This window comes from Treponema denticola, from assembly GCF_024181645.1.
GTDB classification, from domain to species: domain Bacteria; phylum Spirochaetota; class Spirochaetia; order Treponematales; family Treponemataceae; genus Treponema_B; species Treponema_B denticola_A.
Window position 1 is genome coordinate 2,630,939 of sequence record NZ_CP058624.1, and the last position, 17,543, is coordinate 2,648,481.

The 17,543-nt window shown below is 39.2% G+C and carries 15 protein-coding genes; 5 read left to right on the top strand and 10 right to left on the bottom strand.

Going from position 1 to position 17,543, the window contains the following annotated elements:
• Positions 1–40: 40 nt before the first annotated feature.
• Positions 41–988, bottom strand: coding sequence for an L-lactate dehydrogenase (locus HO345_RS12340; RefSeq protein WP_253683158.1), 948 nt, complete (start codon positions 986–988; stop codon positions 41–43).
• A gap of 258 nt (positions 989–1,246) precedes the next feature.
• Here HO345_RS12340 and HO345_RS12345 point away from each other — a divergent pair, with 258 nt between their 5' ends.
• Both HO345_RS12345 and HO345_RS12350 read left to right on the top strand, forming a co-directional pair.
• Entirely contained in the window at positions 1,247–1,699 is a 453-nt protein-coding gene (locus HO345_RS12345) for an RpiB/LacA/LacB family sugar-phosphate isomerase (RefSeq protein ID WP_002676697.1), read from the top strand.
• A 26-nt stretch (positions 1,700–1,725) separates the two neighbouring features.
• Positions 1,726–2,679, top strand: a complete 954-nt coding sequence (locus HO345_RS12350; RefSeq protein ID WP_253683159.1) for a hypothetical protein — start codon at positions 1,726–1,728, stop codon at positions 2,677–2,679.
• Between the two features lie 113 nt (positions 2,680–2,792).
• Here the strand turns inward: HO345_RS12350 and HO345_RS12355 are convergent, their stop codons facing one another.
• Positions 2,793–3,692: a ketopantoate reductase family protein gene (locus HO345_RS12355; RefSeq protein WP_253683160.1), complete on the bottom strand. Its 900-nt coding sequence runs from the start codon at positions 3,690–3,692 to the stop codon at positions 2,793–2,795.
• Between the two features lie 79 nt (positions 3,693–3,771).
• Here HO345_RS12355 and HO345_RS12360 point away from each other — a divergent pair, with 79 nt between their 5' ends.
• Together HO345_RS12360 and HO345_RS12365 are read left to right on the top strand one after the other, a co-directional pair.
• Positions 3,772–4,326, top strand: coding sequence for an NAD(P)H-dependent oxidoreductase (locus HO345_RS12360; RefSeq protein WP_253683161.1), 555 nt, complete (start codon positions 3,772–3,774; stop codon positions 4,324–4,326).
• Positions 4,327–4,481: 155 nt separating this feature from the next.
• Positions 4,482–5,102: a hypothetical protein gene (locus HO345_RS12365; RefSeq protein ID WP_253683162.1), complete on the top strand. Its 621-nt coding sequence runs from the start codon at positions 4,482–4,484 to the stop codon at positions 5,100–5,102.
• Between the two features lie 79 nt (positions 5,103–5,181).
• Here the strand turns inward: HO345_RS12365 and HO345_RS12370 are convergent, their stop codons facing one another.
• The 3 genes from HO345_RS12370 to HO345_RS12380 all read right to left on the bottom strand — a co-directional run bounded on the left by HO345_RS12370 (position 5,182) and on the right by HO345_RS12380 (position 9,971).
• Positions 5,182–6,036: an alpha/beta hydrolase gene (locus tag HO345_RS12370; RefSeq protein WP_253683163.1), complete on the bottom strand. Its 855-nt coding sequence runs from the start codon at positions 6,034–6,036 to the stop codon at positions 5,182–5,184.
• Positions 6,037–6,319: 283 nt separating this feature from the next.
• Positions 6,320–8,227, bottom strand: coding sequence for an ABC transporter ATP-binding protein (locus HO345_RS12375; protein ID WP_253683164.1), 1,908 nt, complete (start codon positions 8,225–8,227; stop codon positions 6,320–6,322).
• A 1-nt stretch (position 8,228) separates the two neighbouring features.
• Positions 8,229–9,971 (bottom strand): ABC transporter ATP-binding protein, encoded by a 1,743-nt coding sequence (locus tag HO345_RS12380; protein WP_253683165.1) that lies wholly within the window; start codon positions 9,969–9,971, stop codon positions 8,229–8,231.
• A 192-nt stretch (positions 9,972–10,163) separates the two neighbouring features.
• Here HO345_RS12380 and HO345_RS12385 point away from each other — a divergent pair, with 192 nt between their 5' ends.
• The gene (locus tag HO345_RS12385; protein ID WP_253683166.1) at positions 10,164–11,537 is read left to right on the top strand and encodes a sodium/glutamate symporter; all 1,374 of its coding nucleotides are present in this window, start codon (positions 10,164–10,166) and stop codon (positions 11,535–11,537) included.
• Between the two features lie 89 nt (positions 11,538–11,626).
• Here HO345_RS12385 and HO345_RS12390 read toward each other — a convergent pair whose 3' ends face one another.
• The 5 genes from HO345_RS12390 to HO345_RS12410 all read right to left on the bottom strand — a co-directional run bounded on the left by HO345_RS12390 (position 11,627) and on the right by HO345_RS12410 (position 17,487).
• A complete protein-coding gene (locus HO345_RS12390; protein ID WP_253683167.1) occupies positions 11,627–13,492 on the bottom strand; it encodes an IdeS/Mac family cysteine endopeptidase in 1,866 nt (621 codons plus the stop codon).
• Between the two features lie 93 nt (positions 13,493–13,585).
• Positions 13,586–14,029, bottom strand: a complete 444-nt coding sequence (locus HO345_RS12395; protein ID WP_002681368.1) for a helix-turn-helix domain-containing protein — start codon at positions 14,027–14,029, stop codon at positions 13,586–13,588.
• 69 nt (positions 14,030–14,098) lie between these two features.
• Positions 14,099–15,655 carry an ATP-binding cassette domain-containing protein gene (locus HO345_RS12400; RefSeq protein ID WP_253683168.1) on the bottom strand — a complete coding sequence of 519 codons (1,557 nt, stop codon included), beginning with the start codon at positions 15,653–15,655 and terminating at the stop codon, positions 14,099–14,101.
• 508 nt (positions 15,656–16,163) lie between these two features.
• Positions 16,164–16,616: a hypothetical protein gene (locus HO345_RS12405; RefSeq protein ID WP_002692378.1), complete on the bottom strand. Its 453-nt coding sequence runs from the start codon at positions 16,614–16,616 to the stop codon at positions 16,164–16,166.
• Positions 16,591–17,487: a hypothetical protein gene (locus HO345_RS12410; RefSeq protein WP_253683169.1), complete on the bottom strand. Its 897-nt coding sequence runs from the start codon at positions 17,485–17,487 to the stop codon at positions 16,591–16,593. The genes HO345_RS12405 and HO345_RS12410 overlap by 26 nt, the downstream gene beginning before the upstream one ends.
• Positions 17,488–17,543 lie beyond the last annotated feature (56 nt).

The following is a 17,543-nucleotide window of genomic DNA, read 5'->3' on the forward strand; positions in this document are numbered from 1 at the left end:
AATCGTAATAAACGAAATTCTCGGTAAAAAGCAGTTTGGGTTAATTCATCTCGGTAAAAGCTTCTTTAAGCCGTTTTGCGCTTGCTTCCAACGCTTCCTGTTCATCAGCGGGAAGATCGCTTTCGATAACCCGTTCCGCACCGCTGCGCCCGACAATGCAGGGAACGCTCAGGCATACGTCTTTAAGTCCGAACTCTCCGTCCAGAGTCATCGAAACGGACAAAATGCTGTGCTCGTTGCGCAAAATAGCACCGGCTATTCTCGTCAGGGCTAAGCCGACGGCAAAATAAGTAGAACCTTTGTAGTCGATAATGTGGTAAGCGGAATTCCGTACTTCTTCCAGAATTTTTGCTTTATCGAAGTGCAGGCCTGAGCTGCACACACCTCCGGAACAATATTCGTCGATGCGCCGTCCTGCAACGGATGTCATCGACCAAGCCGCAAATTCGCTGTCGCCGTGTTCTCCCAAAATATAACCGTGAATGTTGCGCGCATCGACACTGCACTCTTTGCTAAGAGTGTAGCGGAAACGTGCAGTGTCTAAAACGGTACCGGAACCGATAACTCTTCCACGCTCCCATCCGGAAGCCTTGAGTGCCGCCCGCGTTAAAATATCGACGGGATTGCTCACAATCAGCATAACGCCGCTGCAGCCGCTTTCCGCGATGTCCTTTGCAATGCCGGTGATAATGGATGCATTGCGTTTCAGCAAATCTATGCGCGTTTCTCCGCTCTGTTGTTTTGCTCCCGCCGTAACCACAACGATGTCGCTGTCGGCATAATCGGCTTTATCGCCTGCGTGTATGTCGACTTGCGGCAAAAAAGGCAGACCCTGTACAAGGTCGAGAGCTTGTCCTTCGGCAAAATTTTTATTCATATCGGTTATTGCTATTTCGTCCGCATAACCACTTTGAGCCAATGCGTAGGCAAAGGTTGAACCGACCGCACCTGCTCCCACAACGGTAACTTTGCGTTTCTTTTCATCCATAGGATTACCTCCTTTTAAAAAATACTGAAATGCATACGTTTAGGCAAGGGGATTGTACAGAAGAATTCATGAACCTTAACAATGGCAAGAAGAAAGAAATAAAGCAAAATTATCACAAAAAGATTGTTATGCAAGGCGGAGAAAGTAACCCGGGTTTTACACTAGACAATTTATAAAAAAACTACTAAAATAATTATGGGTGCTAAAAAAATAGTTTTTTATAAGTGCCCTATATTTTTATATAAAGGGAGTGCGCATATGAAAATCGGATTTGGAAGCGATCATTCGGGAGTCGCATTAAAACATATTTTAATGGAACACGTTCGCAATAAAGGATACGAATGCGTTGATTACGGTGCGGCGGATTCGAAGGTTCCGGCAAACTATGCCGAATTCGGTTTAAAGGTTGCCGAAGCGATTAAATCGCGTGAAGTTGAAAAGGGTGTGATGGTGTGCGGATCGGGCGTCGGCATTTCTCTTGCCGCAAACAAGGTTCCGGGAGTGAGGGCTGCGGCGTGCAGCGAACCGTGTACGGCAAAGCTCGCCGTCGAACACAGCGACATAAATGCGGTCGCCATGGGCGTATGCATCGTCGGACCCGAAGAAGCAAAAATGATTGTCGACGCCTTTCTCGATGCCCGCTTTGAAGGCGGCGTTTACACGGAACGAGTCGACACCCTTTCCGCTATAGAAAGAAAATACGGTAAATAAACGCGGCCGCCGATTGGAGAAAAATAATGAAAAGGTCGTTAATTTTATTCAATGTATTTTGCGCTTTATTATGTTCTTGCACGAGCTTGGGGCGTGTTGGAAATGCCGATGTTAAAAATTCGTATTTAATGAAATTAGATGAGGAGTTTTCGGTTTCAGAAAATGAATATTCCGTAGGAGAAAACTTTAATTTTATTGTAGAAGCAAAAGAACCCATCAAAGGCATTCATATAATTCTTTCAAGAGAGAAATTAGACCCCCGGCAATATATTGGAAAAGAAATAGATGAAACTCCTTTTTCGGTCGGAAATATGATAATTATGGATAAAACGGAACCGAAGATTTTGTATTTTAATTCGGATTTAGTAAATAATTATTTATTTCCAAAGGAAAATACCGAAAGTACAAGTTTTTCTCTCAAAATAAAAGGTTTCGCGGAGACGGATAACAGTAAGTCGTTCGACAAACTGTTTTGCTACGGCTTTTGTGATTTGAATAAAAACCGAATAATCGAAAGCGATGAACTGAAACAAATAATAATTAATGTAAATCCCTCGTTTTCTCTTACCGATGAAAAAATATATATATCAACAGTCGGTTACAAAGTAAAGACATATTCTGAAGTTGCAGAGACATATGTTATTTATAAAATAAACAGTTTTGTCGGTTTTACTGAATTTAAAGCAACGGTTACACCGTATGTATCTAATTTCGATATGCTTTTTAAAAATGAATCTCCTTTTAAAGACGTAAACTACTATATCGTACATTCTCCCGTAACAACAAATAAAGTTTTAAATCAATCGTATAAATATGCGATGTCAAATTTATTAATATTTGATGTTACGGAAGATATAAAAGATTCCAAGACGGGATATATTGCGGCACGTAATTATCAAGTAAAAAAAACAAAAGATATTCTAAGAATTTGTGTAAATATTTCAGGAAAAATAATTTTTCCTGAAATAATTGAATACTAAAATATAACTTAAAAACGGATCTCAGCCGATTTTTTTTACGATGGCTGGCCGGTTGTTGCGGCTTTTTCTATTTCCGCAGCCAAAATTTTTGCCGATGCCGATACAGATGAGTCTCATTCCACGCTGACTATGTTCGTCGGGATTCCGGCAAGGTATTGATACAACTGCGAGTGCAGGGCTCTCATTTCGTCGGGCGCTTTCATCGAGTGCCGGTACATAAATAAATTTCCGAAGCGGCTTTTAAAAACCTGAGTAAAAATGGCTTGCAGCACCGGAGCCGGCAGCAGTCTCAAAAGGTGCATTTTCGGCGGCGAAAGTTTTACTCCCGAACGGTACAATTTTTGAAAATTGTTTTTTATTTGCCGTGCCGTATTGTTCATAATGTCCGCTTCTTTCCAAACTTCTTCCGGATTTTCGGCTTTATAATACGCATCGGCAATCGGAACAATCAGCGCCAAGTGACACAACTGCCAGCCGTGCATGTCTTTTACGATTCGGTACGGCACGCCCGCCGTCTTAAAAAGAGCCGCGAGTTTTTTCAGCCGCTCCGATGTGTTCCCGCCGATTTCGGCAAATGTCGTCGCCTGAATAAGAGGCGGCGTAAAGTCCGCTTTCAGCACGCCGTCTTCATAGCTGCCTCCCGCCCCCGGAAAGGCGGAAACAATACGCCCTTCGCCGCACAGGTTCTCCCAGTCGGCGTAAGGTTCAAGCGTATTGACCATTGTAACGATGTTCGGGCTGCCGTTCGGCCGGAGTTCTTCAAGCGCCGTATGCACTTGATTTTCTTTTACCGTCAAAAAGATAAAATCATAGATATCATCGTTTTGCAATGCATCGATAACTTTAACCTTTGCTTTATGCTGTTTGCCGTTTTTTTCATACAGTAAGCCGCGGGTTTTCAGCGTTTCAAGTTTTTTCCCTCTTGCGTACACGGTTGTGTCATAGCCTGTTTCGGCGAACGCAGCGGCATACAAACTGCCGATTACGCCCGCACCGTAAATTAAAAGTTTCATTTTAATACCTGTCCCTCAGTATAGAACATTTTTATCTTTTATGGTATACTCTCGATATAACTCATTCAAGAAATTTACAATGCCGAAAACTCTGATTATTCTTGCTCACCCTAATATTTCTCAATCTACCGTTCATAAACACTGGGCGTCTGCAGTGCGACAACATAGCGATCGCTTTACTGTTCACGAACTGTACGCTGTCTATCCTCAAGGTAAGATTGATGTAGCGGCTGAACAAAAATTGATAGAAACACACGATTCACTTGTGTGGCAATTTCCCATATACTGGTTTAATTGTCCGCCGTTACTGAAGCAGTGGTTAGATGAAATGCTGACTCATGGCTGGGCTTATGGCTCGAAAGGCAAGGCGCTTAAGGGCAGAAAAATTGCGCTTGCCGTCTCGCTCGGTGCGCCGGCCGCAGACTACCGCGCAGACGGTGCTGTCGGGTGCAGCGTTGCCGAAGTACTGCGTCCGTTTGAACTGACAGCGAAATACTGCAATGCAGACTACCGCCCGCCGTTTACCTTCCATACGATAGACAGCAACGCGGGATATAGCGAAGCTGCACGGCAAGAGGTAGAGCGGAGCGCAAGGGACTATTTAGCTTGGTTGGATGCGCTGCAACAAACATGAGGCATAATCGAATAATGTCGTATAGGTTCGGAACATCTCAGTCTTCAAGACGGTTTAAAATTCGGAATTCCCGCTTTTAGCGCAATGCGATAACGGTACCAATGTAATAGCTATGTCTGTAAAATTCTTTCTTTTAATGTAAGGGAGGAGAAAAAATGTTTTTATTAAAATTGATGGAAAGCGGCAGGGAACACCTCATTGGAGCTTTTGATTCCGAAGCCAACATAAAAGCTTTTTTGGAAAAAATTCCGGGCTTTGAAGTGTATTCCGGCGATGAGTATGGCGTCTTAGGTAAATTGCATGTTGCAGCCTTAGGCGACCTCGTTGAAATAGCTTATGGAAAGAAAAAATTTCCATTATCGAAGTTTTCGTTTGCCGATGACGAAGCCGAAGCTATTGCGATTGAGGTTGAAGCCTTTGATGACGGGCAAGCAAACACCTTTGAAGGATGCACACTCGTCGATGCCTACTTAATCGGAAACAACGAACTTAAAACTTATATCGAAAAGCGCGAGAGGAACTTTTTGCGTGTGAAAGCCGTGTTGGAAAAACAAGGCTTTTCCGTCTTTCGCGAGTATCAAGGCTCCGAAGACGGCGAAGCGGTTACATATCGGGATGCAAACGGTCAGTACCGGTTTTTAATGCACATGGATCCGGGCTTTGTTGACGACCTCCCCGAAGACGATGCCGAGTTGGAAGTATATATCAGCAAAAACGAGAATATACAGACCTCTTTAAGCTTATTGAGCGCAGTTGATGAGATTGTAACGGTTTAGTAAAACTATAAAATTGCTTTGTTTGTAAAATACAAATTATAGGAGTTCGCCCTAAGCTGTCGATTGTTAGAGAAAATTTTTACCTACCCTGAGACCTTTTCTCGCCGATTATACTTTGTACAAATTTTACCGCATCTTCCGCTGCTTTCTGCATCATGTCTCCGTAAAAGACGTGCTTTGCTCCGTCAAGCTTTATGAGCTTCGCGTCGGGGAAGGTTTTAATCGCCCGTTCCGAATACGACAGCGGTACAAGCGAGTCGGCTGTTCCGTGAATGATGAGCGTTTTGCCTGAATACCGGGGCATCAATGTATAAATATCAAAGGACAGTACATCCTCATTATAAATGCGCCCTATGGTTTTTCCCAGCAGCTTCATTGTGTCGGGAATCCGTTCCGGATCGGGAGTGCGCCGCCGAACGTAATCATGCAACACGAAAGCAGGATATAATAAAACCAAGCCCGCTACATCGGCGGGGCGCAGTGCGGCAATATAAGTTGAAACAAATCCGCCTTGGCTTTCTCCTAATAAAAAGATTTGTTCAGGCTTAAAACGAGAGTCGGCTTTTAAGTTATCGAGAATGACCGTCAAATCTTCGGCCTCGGTAAGCACCGACATTTCCGTCATTTTTCCATCGCTTTTGATATGATTGCCGCCGCCGATAAAGTCAAAAATGTATGCAGCAATACCCTGTTCCGCAAAAGCCGCAGCATAGCCTTTAACACCGCCATGGTTTCCGCCGAATCCGTGCGAAAGGATTACTAAGGGCACAGGCGATGCGCTATCGGGAAGAAAAAGTTTCCCGTATATTTTCATGCCGTTTCTTTGAAAACTTTGTTCTTCGACTTTAAAGGCGTGCACCGCCGCCTTTGTTTGTGCCGCGGCAATTGTTCCAATAAATAAAATGGCCGCCGATAAAAGCATGATTTTTTTCATATTTTATCCTCCGTTTCAATTTTAACAATATTGTCACTCTTTTTCAACCATCTCTTTGCCAAGCTCCGCTTTCAGTAAAACAAAACTATTACCGGTCAACAAAAAGTATTTACATTTTGTGTAACGACGCAGTAGATGCCCCGCCTTTTCTGTAAGCACTTTGACAAATAGGCTAGGTAGATGCTAGGAGCCTAGCCGAAATAAAACGGAGGCGTATCGGGTATACGTTGAGTATTTATTTCGGCGTAGCGACAACGCAGATGCCAGCATATTTGTCAAAGACTTAATCGAGCTCAAATGCTCCGGTGTATAGTCGGTAGTATACCCCCTTCTTCTCCAGCAGGGAGGTGTGTGTGCCGCGCTCGATGATTTCACCGTGATCCAAGACCATGATAACATCGGAATTCATAACGGTGGAAAGACGGTGAGCGATGACGAAAACGGTTCTGCCTTCCATCAGGCTATCCATACCTTTTTGGATAAGAGCTTCGGTTCGGGTGTCGATTGAAGATGTTGCTTCGTCCAAAATCATGACGGGCGGGTCGGAGACTGCGGCGCGGGCGATGGACAATAGCTGGCGCTGCCCTTGCGAAAGAGAGTTTTTATTTCCTTCAATAACCGTGTCATAACCATGTGGAAGCATTGTAATAAAATTGTGTGCATTGGCAAGTTTTGCCGCTTCAATACACTGTTCGTCGGTTGCATCCAAGTTGCCAAAACGGATATTTTCCATAATGGTGCCGGTAAATAAATTAACCTCTTGCAATACGATACCGAGTGAGCTGCGCAGGTCTTCTTTCTTTATATGGGTAATCGGTATTCCGTCGTAGGTGATAGTTCCTTTGTTAATATCATAAAAGCGGTTGATCAAATTGGTAATTGTTGTTTTGCCCGCACCTGTTGCCCCGACAAATGCGACCTTCTGTCCCCGCTCTGCAAAGAGGTTTATGTCTTTTAAAACTTTTTTATCGGGTGAGTATCCGAAGTCGACATGCTCAAAAATCACCTTACCGGTAAGCCTTGTTAATGTAATGCTGCCGTCCTCGTGCATTTCTTTCCAAGCCCATACCCCGGTGTGCTCCGCAGTTTCGGTCAGTGTACCGGCTTCTTCCCGTGCGTTTACGAGCGTAACGGTACCGGCATCTTCCTCCGGAGTTTCGTCCATAAGTGAAAAAATACGCGAGGCTCCTGCAACGGCATTGATAACCGAATTGAGCTGATTTGAAAGCTGAGAAATAGGATTGGTAAAATTCCTCGACAGCGTTAAAAACGAAGCGATGGTACCAAGCGTCAGCGTATTGATACCGGCGATAGTCGGATTAGGTATTTTTGCAATTGCGAACCATGCACCGACAAGAGCGACAATCACATACTGAAAATATCCCAGCGCATTCATAAAAGGCATGATGATATTCGCATAGGAGTTTGCCTTTGAGGCGCTTTCCTGCCATGCGGCATTTTTTTCATGAAAATCGGCTTTGACCGCTTCTTCCCGGCAGAACACTTTAATTACCTTTTGTCCGTTAATCATTTCTTCAACATAGCCGTTCAGCTGTCCGAGCGTTTCCTGCTGCCGTACAAAATAAAAGCCGCTTTTTTTTGCGATAAACTTAATCACTTTTAAAATAGAAAAGATAGAAGCGACAACGATAATCGTAAGATACACGCTCTGATACAGCATTGCAAAGAAAACTGTAACAACCGTACACATAGAAGAAACCAGCTGAGGCATCGACTGCGTAATCATCTGCCGGAGTGTGTCGGTATCATTGGTATAGCGGCTCATAATATCTCCGTGAGTGTGCGTGTCAAAATACCGCAGAGGGAAGCGCTGCATCTTAGAGAACATTTCATCTCGAATACGCTTGAGAGTTCGCTGTGCAACCTTAATCATCAGGCGATTATAAATCCACGAACAGAGAACACCGGTGCCGTAAATCGCCGCCATAAAGATGAGCACCCGTAAAAGTCCGCTAAACACCGGAGTGCTTTGTGCAAGAAGCGGCATAATATACCGGTCAATCAATACTTGCAGGAACAAAGCTGCTGATGCAGTTGCTCCTGCGCTTAATAAAATACAGACCGTAACAACCGTAAGGACGGTTTTATATTGTCTAAGGTAGGAAAGAAGGCGTTTGACGGCCGGCATGGAAAGCTTCATTTCCGGTTTTGTTGCATTAATGGGTTTCATATTATTCATGTCCTTTTTGTTGAGTTTCAAAGACTTCTTTATAGATGGCGCTAGTCTGCAGCAGTTCGTCATGCGTACCTACCGCAGTAATTGAACCCTTATCGAATACGAGGATTTTATCCGCATGCTGCACGGAAGAAATCCGCTGTGCAATAATAATCTTTGTTGTTTCCGGAAGGAACTCTTTAAATGATTTTTGAATCAGAGCATCCGTCTTGGTGTCCACCGCACTGGTAGAATCATCGAGGATTAAAATCTTAGGTCTTTTTAAAAGAGCCCGCGCAATACAGAGCCTCTGTTTTTGTCCGCCCGAAACATTTGTTCCGCCCTGCTCTATACGGGAATTATAAGCATCCGGCATTGCTTCGACAAATTCGTCGGCACAGGCAAGGCGGCAGGCCTCGGCAATTTCTTCATCGCTTGCGTGTTCATTGCCCCACTTCAAATTATCTTTCACCGTACCTGAGAATAATTCGTTTTTCTGTAAAACCATGGCAACCGCATCCCGCAGAGTTTTTACATCATAGTCTTTTACGTTCACGCCGCCTACGCTGACCGAACCGGAAGTAACGTCGTACAAGCGGGGAATGAGCTGCACAAAAGAAGTCTTGGAAGAACCGGTGCCTCCGATAATTCCAACCGTTTCTCCCGAATTGATTGAAATGTTTGCATTGGTAATAACTTTTTTATCTGCACCGGCACGATACATAAAATCGGCATCGGTAAAGCATATACTTCCGTCCTTTACCTCCATCACAGGATGTTCAGGGTTTTGGATGGTAGAGCGTTCATTTAAAATTTCGGCAATGCGTTCCGCAGATGAGCGGGAAATCGTGATCATCACAAAGACCATGGAGAACATCATCAAGCTCATCATAATCTGTGTTGCATACGAAAAAAGAGCCATCAGCGATCCGGTGGTTAAGCCCTGTGCCGCATTGTTGCCGCTTGCGACAATCTCCCTCGCGCCGAACCATGAAATCAAAATCATACAGGTATAAATACATAGCTGTGCCATCGGCATCATCAGAGTGATATACCTCTCCCCTTTTGAAAAACCTCGGTAAATAGATTCCGAAATTTTTTCAAACTTTTCAATTTCGTACTGCTGCCGGTTAAAGGACTTTACCGCCCGTACTCCGCGCACATTTTCCTGCACGACATTGTTGAGCTTATCGTAGGTCTTAAAAACATTTCTGAATATCGGGTGCACTTTACTGATAATCAAAAAGATGCCGAGTCCCAGCAGCGGAATCATACATAGGAATATCATGGAAATTTTAGGACTGATTCTAAACGATGCAATCATCGCAAAAATCATCATACCGGGAGCGCGCACAGCGAGCTTTACAAGCATCTGATAAGAATTGAGCACATTCGTTACATCGGTGGTAAGCCGTGTTATAATAGAAGAAGTTGAAAATTTATCGATATTGGAAAAAGAAAAGGTCTGAACATTAGCGTACATATCTTGCCGAAGGTTTGCAGCAAATCCTGCCGAAGCCTTTGCCGCTGTAACCGATGAAAAAACGCCTGTCAGCAATTGAATAATTGCAAAGAGCAAAAGCATCGCACCGTACTTAAACACGGTTTCCATTGCACCGAGCTCAATTCCAAAATCAATTAAATACGCCATACAGGAAGGGATAATAATTTCAAATACAACCTCCGTGATTGTCAGCAGCACTGCGATCACGGACGTTCTTTTATATTCCCGAAGGCTTTTTGATAAGGTTTTCAGCATAAAGTTATCCTTCAATAGAGCTATATTATACTACTATTTATTCCGAAAAGCAATCGGTTTTTCTAAAGCCTCCGAAGACAAAGATTTTGTATCGATAGATGTTGTATCCATAGATTGACATCTTCATATAAAAAGCCTATACTCACTCTTGCATCCCGAATTGCGTTAGACGCACGCAAAAGGAGAGGAGTTATGGTAATTCATATGAATATGTACCAGTCGCTCGGTTTTGCAATCGCTTGGTTGCTTGTCGGACGATTCATTAAGGCGAAGTTTGAGTTTTTTCAAAAGTATTGTATACCTGCCCCGATAGTGGGCGGCTTTTTGTTTGCGCTGATTTCGTTAGCACTTCACGTAACAAAAGTACTCGACTTCGAATTTGACACAACCCTGCAAACCTATTGGATGGTGATGTTTTTTACCTCTGTGGGTTATAATGCAGGGTTTTCGATTTTAAGAGACGGCGGGAAAAAAGTTTTTATCTTTTTGGCTGTAGCTATCGTTTTTGCTATTTTGCAAAATGTTGTAGCTCAAGGAGCCGCAAGGCTTATAAACTTTAGTCCGATGCTCGCCGTCATGCTGGGTTCAACATCCTTTACAGGGGGGTTCGGTACAGCGGCCTCCTTTGCACCGATTGTTGATCCGGAAAGCACTCTGGGAGCCTTATCCCTCGCAGTAGCCGTTCCCACCTTCGGCTCTTTGATAAGCTCCATCTTAGGCGGCCCCGTCGGAAACCGCCTGATAAAAAAATACGGCTTAGGGCCTTCAAGTTCCTCCGAAAGGGTAAGAATTGATGAATCGGGAAACATCATAAAAACAACAAAAGTTGTTCAGAAAGTTGAAACGTTTCATCCGAGCTTTATAAAAAGGCTATTCTTTAATCCCACAAAAGGCAGAGAAGAAGCTCAGGAAGTCGTAACGGTTCAAGAAGAAGTTATTCACAAAGCCTCCGCAAAAGGTGAAGTAGATAACTCAAAAACCAGTTCTGAAAAGCATCTTAGCAGTGAAAAGCTTTTAATGTCATTTATGCTTTTAGTTCTGGCCTCAGGTTTTGGTCTTTTTGTTACCAATCATCTTAATTCGTTGTCGCCCAAATTTAAATTCCCCATTTATATCGGGGCGATGATTTGTGCTGCCGTTATACGGAACATTGCAGATACCTCAAAAAAATTCAAGGTAAATATGGATGAAATTGATGCACTCGGAAATATTTCTTTGAATATGTTTTTGGCTTTAGCTCTTGTTTCGCTAAAACTTTGGCAGCTGGTAAGTTTGGCTATCCCTCTGATGATTATTTTAAGTGCACAAATCGTTCTTTTGTATTTTTACACCCGTTTTGTTACCTTTAAGGTTATGGGCGGAGATTACGATGCTGCGGTTATCACGGCGGGACACATCGGTTTCGGTTTTGCCGCAACCCCTAACGCCATGGCTAATATGGGCTCTATATGTGAAAAATACGGCTATTCAAAAATAGCATTCTTTGTTGTTCCTATAGTCGGCTCCTTATTTATTGATTTTTTCAATATAATGATAATTGGTATTACCATAGGCTTGGTCGGCTAAAATTAGGCCGGCGGCTCGGTCTTTTGTTATAGGGTATCTGTAAAAACCTTATAAACAAAAGACCGGCCCCAAGCCCTTTATTTTTTGGCTTACGGATTGTTATCAAACCATTCTTGCCACTGGGCTTCACCTTTATCGAGGGTGGTTACTTGGCCTACATACCTATCTTGCACAAAACCATTTACGCCGTAGTTAAATAAATACGGTTTACCCTCTTTATACCAGATTCCATATGGAAATATTCTATTCTCTTTAAAATTGTTGTCAACAACATAAATTATAAGGATATTTCCTTCTTCATCAAAGCCGGCACCCCAAAGCGTTATGGCGTGACCATACTCATTTCCACCTTTTGTACCCCATATATCTATCCCGATTGCTTTCTTAGATCTAAGAGCACTAGATATTATTTCATTAAAATTGTCTTTACCATGCACATTTATTCTTTCAATAGGCGTGTTTTCTTTGCTAAAAACGTCTGTGAACAAGGCCGGGGCATCTTTCCCTGGTCTTGATATTTTTGCCGTTTCATTACCATACAAATACCATGAAAGTCCGCTTATAATATAATCTCCTTTAGCTCCGTTATGTGCCTTTGTCCTGAAAGTTTTTGCTATATAACTTTTCTCCGGCTCTTGACTATCGGAATAATTCCGGTTGTAAAAATCTTGATACTTATTTTTTTCAGCACCTGTTATATTTTTCTTTGTTATGTAATTGTCTATGTTTTCTTTATTCTGTACAAACCACCAATGCAACATATTGGAAGCGGTTTTACCCCAGCACTGGTTTCCATCGCCGCCGTCAGGAGCAACGGCACCCACGGGCTGCGCCTTTCTATTGTTAAACCATTTTGTTTCATTGGTTTCATTCCACCAAAAAATCTTATCATCATCCCAATAAACTTTCTTTTCGCCACCATAAACAGGAATTTTCTTCTTTTCAGCCTGTGTCGGCTCACCTATGCCATCAACCCACTTTATCGTTACGGTTGGATTCTTGGTTGCTTTTTGGGTAAGGTTTACTTCCAGATGCTTACCTGCAGAAATGATATATTCATTTGTATTATTATCTTTAAATTTGATGTATGCCGTTCTATCCCATACGGTTTTGTTTTTCTTAAGACTTAAATGTACCGTATCTGTGTTTGCATCCGTATTGACTTTACTAACAAAGGTAAGCCATGCCTTTTCACCTGTTCCGCCTCCTACGACCTCAGGCGTATACGCAAGCTTGCCGTCAAGCGTTTTTACCGCAACGGTAATATTGGCTTCATCACTTTCATACTCAACGTCTAGTGTTTCTATGCTAATTGAGGGTCCTGTGGGTTTTTCCTTCGTCTTAAAACGAACCTCTTTTTTGATAGAGGAATTATCCGCAGAGGTTATGGTTACAGTTGCTTCTCCGACAGCACCATCGGCTTTTATCCATCGGTTCCCATCGCCATTCGGCCATGCTACACTATCATTAGATGAAGTGATATTCAGCGTTTTATTAGCGGCAGTCTCCGGCATTACCTTCAACTTGAGTTCATAAGACTCGCCGATAATCAATTCAACAGGATCTGCAGGCTGCTCCTCAAACTCAATGGAAGCAACAGAATTCTGGTCCTGCACAACGGTAACCTTGATCTCTCTTTTTACGCCGTTTGCTGCCGTTATTTTGATGACCGCATTTCCGACTTTGCCTGCTCTAATTGAACCGGAGCTGTCAATGGCTGCGACCTCACCGGGTGTTGAAGAATATGCTAGTGTTTTATTTGTCGCATTTTCAGGTATGATTTTCACGGTTATGTTTTTTGACATACCGCTTACAATAGAAATTTCGCCTTCATTATGTGGCGAAATAATAATGTCCTCAACAGGGATTTCCGGTGAAAGGTTGTTTTTACAAGATAGCAGCAAAAAAAACGCTGCAACAGCCGCAAATCCTATTAATTTGTGTCTTTTTATCATAAAATAATCTCCAATATGTTTATAAAATACATTATTTTGCATATATAGTCAAGGGATCCGTGGAATACTCTCTATATTTGTGTAATATTAAGGTTAAAACTTAAAATTTTCATCTATTATTTTTTGTAAGTTGATAACTGATTCAATATCCCCTTCCAAAAAAAATTTAAAAGTGTTTGCTGTTGAGGCAAAATAAAACCGGCATTTATTTGCTTTCTCGATATTTTCATTTATTTTTTTCATTAATTCTTTTAGTTTAAAATCTTTCTTATACGGATAATTTAGAATTGAAAAGATTTCAGGTTTGTTAACGGAATCTTTTTTTAAAAATTCTTGTAATCTATGGTTTTCATCGATATTTTTTTCATCAATAAAACTCTCGTCCGAAAAAAGCCGTTCAAGGTCTTTTTCGGTAAAACGCCACTGAGAACCTATTTTTTTTCCTGTAAGTTTTCCTTCTTTTAAATAATTTTGAATTGTCCTTACACTGAGTTCGAGCATCTCGGCTATCTGATTCATTGTATATAATTTTTCCAAATTTTTTCCCCTAGTCCTATTTTAATTTTACAATAAAATTTCTTTGATTGCAATCGGGCATTGTAAGTTTTATTCCATCCGTATAACTTTATTGGCAAAATTTTCAGGTAATGCTTCATGTGAAATTATAAAGACTATTTTATTCTTACAAATATTTTTTATTGCGTTTAAAATTAGGGAGGTGCTTTCAGTATCAATATTAGCCGTAACCTCATCAAAGATTAAAACTTCTGCATCTGAATATAAACTTCGGGCTATGGCAAGTTTTTGTTTTTCTCCTCCTGAAAGGTTAGCGCCCATATCCATTATCATTGTATCAAAGTTTTTGTTTTGTAAAATTGTAGAAAGGAGATCGCTTTTCTTTAGTGCTTCTTCAGTTTCATTTGAATGATGTTTGTTTAAAAATAAATTATCACGAATTGTTCCGTTTATAATTGAATTATTTTGCGGGATATAATCAATAAGAGACCTGATACAAGTATTATTAATAGAAGAAATCGGTTTCTCATTTATTAAAATTTCTGATGTCTTTCTAAATTTTACAAGTTGTTTCATTAAACTTGACTTTCCCGAGCCGCTTTTTCCCTGTACCCAAACAATGTCACCTTTTATAAATTTATCTTTTATATTGGCCTTAAATATTTCTTCTCCTATTTGTATTGCACCTATATCAAATTCTATTTTTTCAATCGATCTGATTGTCTCATTTGAATCTTTTTCTTGTTCCGAATCTAAAAATGCAATAAATTCTTGCGAGACTTTTAGATTATTTTTGTTTAAATTAATATTTGTAATTATACTGATATTGGAAAAAAATAAAGGAAGTACAATTGTATAAATTACAACCGGTAAAACTTGATTTTCTCCGCTTAGATAATTGTACATAACAAGTAAAATACAAACCGTTTGCAGCATTGAATTAAGCGATGATATAAACGATGAAGAAGTTTGAGCATATTTGTTTACTTGAGCCATGCTTCCGTAAATTTTATCCAATGCGGGTTGTAATTGGTTTAGTACAATATCATAATCGGGGCATTGTTTTAAATAATCTGTTTGGTTTACAACTGAAAGTATTTCTTGGAATCCCGTTGCAGTACTTGTTTGCATAACTTGAGAGCGCTTTTTTAATTCGGCATTCAAGGATTTATAACCTAAATAATTTATTGGAATTAAAACAAGCAGTATCAAACCTATAATGAAATTATCAAAAAATATTGCGATTAAAATAATTATTGTTGAAATTATGCTTGACCATATCCGAACGGCATCTCCCGTCATATATATGTACATATTGTTTACAGCCTGTGCCATCCGCTCAACCAAATTCATATTCCCTTGAGAAATAATCGTATCATATTTTAACCTTAAAATTTTTTCAATAATGTTTTTTGCATTTTTTATATTAAAATGTTTTGCAAAATTTTCACGCAAAAAAATTATAGCGGTTTTAAGTAAGAACATCAGTACCAACACCGATATAACAATAAAAAATCTTTTTAAATTCATCTCAACATCGGTCTTTGCCCAAAAACTTAACAGAAAGGGTACAACCAATGATGTCATAGCCGACACAAGGGCAAGAGCTGCCATAGCCATAAAAAAATGCTTATAAGCTTTATTCATAAAGTAAAGATTCTCCTTTTTTTAAAGGGTTTTCTTAATGATAAATAGTTTTTTATGATTTGTCAAGTCTGTTTTCGTGTATTTTCGTAATTTTTCGTGAATTTTACGGAAAGATACCGCTATTTCATATAGTCTAATGGTTGAAGATCATAAAAAATTAAGGTTGTAGTAGTCTATTCACATTCTACCAGACGATTCTCTTCATTTTGAACTGTTGCAAAATTTGCAACAGTTGAGACAGTTTGTAATTTACCTTCGGTAAAATATTTTTGATATGCCGTGAAATAGTGAGTTTATCTCTTTGAGTGCGAAAGTAGATAATATAAATTATATATAACAAGAAACTTAAAAATATCAACTTTTTAGCTGTAGTAATGATATTAAGTAATAAAGAGCTAGAATACAATTTCAAAATATATTTCACTATAAATTTCATAGACAATGATATGAATAAAAAATTGGTATTTTACAATATGATAAAATAGGCATTTGTCATATTGTAAATATACTAATACTGTATAAAATCAGAATTCTTTATTGTTTTATTTTTACTAAGTATATAACTTATACAACCAAATAAAAAATGAGTTAATACGGATATTATTAACCAAACAAATTGTAATATTATTATTAGCAAGTGATTATATCCGGTTTCAATTAAAACTAATATAATAACAGAGGGAACAAAACCAAAACATATTAATAAAGTCATATGTAATACAATTAACATAGTATTTTTGTCATTTTTATTTTCAGAGATAGCATTTATCATTTTTATAATTGATTGTCCAAATAGTATCATTGCTATATAGGACCAATCAGAACGTATAAAAAAATTCTCCATTGATTTAGTACTAATTTTTATGAAAATCAATACACATGCAGGGAAAAAAGTAAAAACAACATCTATTATTACTGCTTGTATAGCTTTTTTTTCAGAAATTAATTTCTCTTTGGTCATTTGCTTCATGTATCCTTATAACATTATTAATAATGTAATCTGAATAAATCATATTGCCTGTTTCATCATAATAATCTTTTACCGTTCCTTTTATTTCTATTGAATCTCCTGGTCCAAGAATTTCCTTTTTTTCATGAAATTTATTTAACCAAACTTCATCTAATATTTTTGCATCGATAGTTTTTCCATTTTCTAATTTAAATTTCCATCTAGAATGCCCAAGGAAATCTGCAATTTTTATTTTTAACTTGATATGTATAGGTGTTTCAATAATTTTTTCTGTCATTTCATTTTTAAGCTGATCATAATCAATATTTAGATATACCTTTCTAATAGTTTTTTCTTCATTTTTTCTTATAAAGTGATATTTATCTTTTAAATCAAGAATGTTTGTTGAATCTGCTAATTGTTCTAATGATTTAGCTATTATTATTTTATTTGGCATACGAAAATTAACATTTTTACTAACGCCTGTTTCTACTGATATTTTTGAAATGTTTTCTACTATTTCATTTAATGTGTCGTTTTTTATTAATAGACCATCAAAATTACTTACAGTATTAATAACACTATCTTGTGATGCATTTAAATATTGCATAATATTTCCTTCAACAGTTGGAATAGTCGTTATATTATCTTCCTCATCTGGAATAAGTATTTTTTTTATATATTTGCTTATTATTGAGCTATATTTTAGATCAGAAAGAATAAATTGTATATCCAGCAATGGATCAACTTTACTTAACAATTCATTTTGTAATGTGATTATACTATTAAACATCGTTTGTAGCGAGTGAAAAATAATATCAGGACTTTCAGACTCTTTTTGAAAATCTAATTTAATAATTTCTTCTGATTCTATATATTTCATCGTTATTTTCCCTTATCAATAACATAGTTTACATAATCCTATCACAGTTCCATATT